Annotated in this window: 6 protein-coding genes; 2 read left to right on the top strand and 4 right to left on the bottom strand. The window is 38.2% G+C overall.

What is annotated here, in order from left to right:
* A partial coding sequence (locus tag AC1DRF_RS15295; protein WP_477741068.1) for an alanine/glycine:cation symporter family protein occupies positions 1 to 1178 on the bottom strand: 1178 nt, incomplete at its 3' end.
* A 103-nt stretch (positions 1179 to 1281) separates the two neighbouring features.
* Entirely contained in the window at positions 1282 to 2271 is a 990-nt protein-coding gene (locus AC1DRF_RS15290; protein ID WP_043980347.1) for a glutaminase, read from the bottom strand.
* Between the two features lie 266 nt (positions 2272 to 2537).
* On the opposite strand from AC1DRF_RS15290, the gene AC1DRF_RS15285 reads away from it, so the two are divergent.
* Positions 2538 to 3788, top strand: coding sequence for an ATP-binding protein (locus AC1DRF_RS15285; protein ID WP_477741067.1), 1251 nt, complete (start codon positions 2538 to 2540; stop codon positions 3786 to 3788).
* Between the two features lie 4 nt (positions 3789 to 3792).
* Complete coding sequence (locus tag AC1DRF_RS15280; protein ID WP_043980348.1) at positions 3793 to 4731, top strand: response regulator; 939 nt, start codon at positions 3793 to 3795, stop codon at positions 4729 to 4731.
* A gap of 39 nt (positions 4732 to 4770) precedes the next feature.
* On the opposite strand, the gene AC1DRF_RS15275 is transcribed toward AC1DRF_RS15280, so the two are convergent.
* Both AC1DRF_RS15275 and AC1DRF_RS15270 read right to left on the bottom strand, forming a co-directional pair.
* The gene (locus AC1DRF_RS15275) at positions 4771 to 5379 is read right to left on the bottom strand and encodes a malonate decarboxylase holo-ACP synthase (protein WP_477741066.1); all 609 of its coding nucleotides are present in this window, start codon (positions 5377 to 5379) and stop codon (positions 4771 to 4773) included.
* The coding region (locus AC1DRF_RS15270; RefSeq protein ID WP_477741065.1) for a biotin-independent malonate decarboxylase subunit gamma at positions 5367 to 5714 on the bottom strand (348 nt) is incomplete at its 5' end. The genes AC1DRF_RS15270 and AC1DRF_RS15275, both read right to left, overlap by 13 nt.

Raw genomic sequence — 5714 nt, 5'->3', positions numbered from 1 at the left:
AAAATAACCATCGCTAAAACACCTACACGATAAGACCAAAGCCACAACTTATTTGAATTTAAAAACTCAATATTCGTTTCTCCATAATAATAATTGCCAATTAGCGTACTAAAAGCAAATAGAAATACCATGATAGCTAAAAACCCTGATGCCCAAGAGCCAATATGGGTACTAAGAGAAGCTTGCGTTAGTTCAATGCCGCTTAGTCCCTGCTTATAGGCGGGGGATAAGAGAACGATAAATGCTGTGCTTGTACAAATCACGAGTGTATCCGTCAAGACACCAAATGCTTGGATAAGACCTTGTTTAACTGGATGGCTCGTCACTGCAGTTGCCGCGGCGTTGGGAGCACTTCCCATTCCTGCTTCATTGGAAAACAGTCCGCGCTTTACTCCGTTGATTAACGTTGCACCAATTGACCCCCCAAGCGCCTGTTCAAATCCAAATGCATTTTTCACAATTAGAGATAGAACCGCAGGCATTTGATCGATATTTTTAAAGATAATGAACAGAGCCATTCCAATGTATAAAACAGCTAATACGACCACGATGTATTCCGATATCTTGGCGATGCGTTTGATTCCGCCAAAAATAATTACCGCAAATATAACTGTCATAATAATCCCAACCAACAAGCGGCTCGTTCCAAAAGAGTTCTCAAATGCTAGCGTAATCGTATTAGACTGCACAGCGTTAAACACTAGGCCAAATGATAGTGTAATGAGTACAGCAAATAGCCCGCCCATCCACCTTTTATTTAACCCTTTTTCCATATAATAAGCGGGTCCTCCTCGAAACCCGTTTGATCCTTTTACTTTATAAATTTGAGCGAGTGTACTTTCTACAAAACTTGATACTGACCCGATAATGGCAATAATCCACATCCAAAATACAGCACCCGGGCCACCAAGTGCAATAGCAATCGCTATCCCTGTAATATTTCCCGTTCCTACTCGAGCTGCCATGCTTATGCAAAAAGCTTGAAACGGAGAGACTCCTCCACCTTTAGCCGCTCGTCCTTCTTTCAAAACAAGGACCATTTCTTTCAACATGCGAAACTGCAAAAAACGAGAGCGAATCGTAAAATAAATACCAATTGATACAAGTAAAATAATTAATAAATTCGACCAAAAAAAATCATTGATGACGCTAATCACACTTTCGACTGCTTGTTGCATGCCTATCACCTCATTAAAAAATTTGGTAGAACAAATGCACAAAATGAAAGTTTTTTCTCTTGGTGTTTATATTATTGAAGCGAATGAAGAGTACGGAAATAGACTAAAAAATACTCAAATCCCATTCTTTTGCGATTTTTTTTAGCAGCGTAACGCCTTTTACGCTATTCCCGTACTCATCAATAGCCGGACTGTATATTCCGATACCGCATCCGTCTGGAAATGGAGACTGCTTTTTCGTATTAGGTGGCACCAATGACATGATTCCTCCCGATACACCGCTTTTAGCTGGCATACCAACAAATGCCGCAAACTTTCCTGAAGCATTATACATACCGCATGTAAGCATGAGCGCTTTTGTTAATTTAGCTACTTCTTTTGGAATTACTTGTTTGTGAAACACTGGATGATATCCATCTAATGACAGAATTAATCCAATCAGTGCAATATCTTCAGTCGTTACTTCAATTGAGCACTGCTTTAAGTAAACCTCTAGAACTTCTTCTACTTCTCCTTGTAAGTAGTTCGTTTCTTTTAAATAGTAGGCAAGCGCACGATTTCGATGAGACGTTTGCCATTCTGATTCAAAGACCGTTTCATTAATGATTGGTGTTTTCCCGGTAAGCATTGTTATGACATCAAACAAATAGCTTAATTTTTCTTTTGCCGTCTCCCCAGATAAAAGAGATGAAACCGTTAAAGCACCCGCGTTAATCATAGGATTGAACGGCTTTCCTGGTTTATGCATTTCCAGTCTTATAATAGAATTAAATGCATCTCCAGTTGGCTCTACATCCACTCTCTCTAGCACATAAGGAATGCCGCAGCATAAGCAAGCTGCTATAAAGCTAATGACTTTAGAAATACTTTGAAGAGTAAATACCGATTCATAGTCTCCAGACTGGATAACAGTTCCGTCAGCACCAATCAAACAAATACCTAATTGAGACGAGTCCATATCTTTCAGAGCTGGAATGTAATCAGCCGTTTTTCCTTCTGAAGAAAATTCTTTTATTTGCTCTACCCACTCATGTAACTGCTCTTTTGCAGTGACGTGTAAGTAAGACATTTCCTGTTCAATTTCTCTTTTCATTAAAATCACCTCATCACTTAATTAACTTTTTATTTTAAAGCGCTTTCATAAAACGGGATTTCATTTTCGTTTTTAATGTACAATGCAACCTACGAGAGCATACAAAAACCTACAAAACTTTTTGTAATTATATTTTTATCTTTGGCACTCTTCTCCATTGTGCTGGACGCTGTCACAATGTATACTAATTCACGAATCACTTCAGGAGGTGGAATTATCTGAATTTTAAATCTTCCATTCGAAAAGATCCGTACATTTTATTGCTCATGCTCATTACTGTCCCGCTGGCGGGAGAGTTAAAATTTTATCCGTTAAATGAAACATTTCGAATTACATTTGGAGCTCCTACATTTTTCTTTTTCCTGTTGCTTTTAAAACGAAAAACCGTTTTAGCCGGGGGCTTGTTAACCGCTTTAAGTGTCGTTCTCTTTCGCATCATGCTCGATTATATCATGCTCGATCATTTTCAATTTGCGGCTTCTGCACATACGCATTACCCTACGTTTTTCTTCTACTTTACGTATGCACTTTTATTTTTTGTTTTTAAAGTAAGCCGCATGAACTATCGTGCTATTGTAATTGGAGTGATTGGACTCATCATTGAAATTGCTGCTGATGTAGTGGAACTAACTGCGCAGTATATAGTTTTGCATACAACAATCCATGTCGATTCATTATCTGACATGGCCGTTATTGCTTTTGCTCACAGCTTCATTGTACTTAGCTTTTTTAATATGATGACGATTTATGAATCACAGTCACGAGAACGTCAAATTCGCAAACAAAATGAGCACATGCTAATGCTCATTACAAGCCTTTATGAAGAAACCGTTCATTTAAAAAAGACCCTTCATAATACAGAAGCGATTACAAAAGCTTCGTACGATTTATACCGCGTATTAAATCAGCAGGAAAAAGATCATTCTGTGCTAAACCAAACGCTCAGTAAAAAAGCGCTTCGGATTGCGGGAGATGTTCACGAAGTAAAAAAAGACAACCAGCGTATTTTTGCGGGCTTATCTAAAACAATTTCAAATGAAAGTTTCCAAAATTATATGAAAGCAGAGGAATTAATCGAGCTGATCGTACGCATCAACAAAAAATATGCCGATTCTCTTCACAAACAAATTACCTTTTTTTCTTCTGTAAACGGGGAACATTTCAGCTACCACGTTTACACCATTTTATCGATCATTAATAACTTGGTAGCCAACGCAGTGGAAGCGATTAAAGATGAAGGAAGGATTGTTTTATCGGTACATAGACAAGCTGAACATGTAGAATTTCATGTACAAGACAACGGTCCTGGAGTACCTTTAAAGTACGAAAAAGCTATCTTTGAACCTGGTTTCACCTCAAAATACGATCAATTTGGAAACCCCTCTACTGGCATTGGTCTTTCTTATGTAAAAGATATTGTTCAAGAACTTGAAGGTACGATTAAAGCTACACAAGAAGACAGCGGAATGACGTTTATCATTCAAATCCCCCTTCGTAATTTAATTCAGAAAGGATGAGTTTATGCGATTTTGTATTACAGATGACGATTCAGCTATTCGTTCAACGCTCAGTCAGCTGATTGAAGATGAGGATTTAGGAGAAGTTGTAGAAGAAGTCGTCGACGGAAGCTTTTTAGATGCCTCTACGTTAAATTTAAAACAAATTGATATTTTATTTATCGATTTACTTATGCCAGGACGTGACGGAATCGAAACGATCCGTCATTTAAAAGATTCATTTAAAGGAAAAATGATTATGATTTCACAGGTGGAATCCAAAGAATTGATAGGAGAAGCCTACTCATTAGGAATTGAATACTATATTACAAAACCAATTAACCGAATTGAAATTTTAACGGTTATTCGAAAAGTAATGGAACGAATCTCCCTTGAGAAATCAATCGATGATATTAAAACCTCCTTGAATAGTTTAGCGACAGCTCATCACGCTCCCCCTTCAAGCCAGCCGGTAACGAAACAAGCCCATCTATACGATGTAGGTAAATTCTTATTAGCCGAGTTAGGTATTGTAGGAGAAAATGGTGCAAAAGATTTACTGGATATTTTACAGTTTCTGTACACTTATGACCAAAGAGAAAGTGTGGAAAAACATTTCCCTTCTCTAAAAAATATTTTTGTGAATGTGGCTGAGAAAAAATTAGGAGCTCACGCGTCTTCCATTGAAATTAATCGCGAAACCAAAGCTTGTGAACAGCGAATAAGACGAGCAGTTACTCACTCATTAAATCACTTTGCTTCTATCGGATTAACAGACTTTTCAAATCCGAAATTTGAAAATTATGCTTCTAAGTTTTTTGACTTTACAGCTGTTCGTAAAAAAATGAAAGAATTACAGGGAGATTCTAAAATTTTGCCGATTCGCATTAACACCAAAAAATTTATTCAAATATTCTTTTTTGAAGCAAAGCGCTTGTTAAGCAAGGAAAAAAGCTGGTATTGACAGAAAAGACGGAAAAGGTGCAAATACCTCTTCCGTCTTTTATACTAATTGATTCAGTTTTACTAAGGAAGGTCCATATACAGTACGCAGAAGCAGCGTCTTTTCTCCCCTTGCATATTCCACCAGAGAAAATGCTCCTTTTTCTGTTTCTACCTGTACATCTACGGAAACTGGACACTCTTTTAACTGATTAACTATCAGTTGCGCTTGTTCCACCGACAAATAAGAAGAAAGGCGAATAAGTATATCCACATCACTAGTTGTTGTAACAACTTCGGCACCACTTGCAAATTCGAATCCCACACTGCCGGTTGGTCCCCACGCAAAATCTTTTAAAATAATAGCAACTTCTTTTAAAGCACCTGTGGCTGGCATGTTTCTAAAGTGGCCGTTTTGAAAAATAAGAACGAGATCTTCCGGCCTAATTCTTTGTTTAACGGCATGCTCAGATACAAATGCTCCAAAACGCTGATTTCTTCTTTCTCCTCTTACTCCAACAGGTATCAGGCTATCTCGGTGAACAGCCCGCCTTACAACGACAAACGGAGCCTTCCCTAAAGAATGCTCCACCCAATCGGGGATAGGTGTATAACTGATAAGCTTTACTTCCTCTTTTAACTGAAGTAAATCATGAGCTATATATTCCATTGTTTTTCCAACTCATCTCTTACTAATAAAGAAGCTTTTCGCCCTTCCTTCCTTGCTTGCTCACTGTATAGCCGGGTGCTTAAATCGTACACACCTTCACGGCGTACATCTTCTACTGCTCCAGTCAAAATATCTTGAATCGTTTGAACGTCGCGCTCTGTGGGCTGCTCTGCTTGAATACCGCTAACCAGCTCATATAAAGCGCCAAGTGAGGCAAATGATTCAATATCATAAGCCATGGACGGGACTTTCTTTGAAGCTTCTTCAAGTTCTTTTATACTTCTTTTAGTAATACGCGCTGCCGACTGTTTGGACATGGCGTGAACATTTACTCC

The sequence above is a fragment of the Priestia sp. P5_B4 genome (assembly GCF_056400385.1).
The sequence above is the reverse complement of the archived record's forward strand: the minus strand, read 5'-3'. Positions and strand labels throughout refer to the sequence as shown.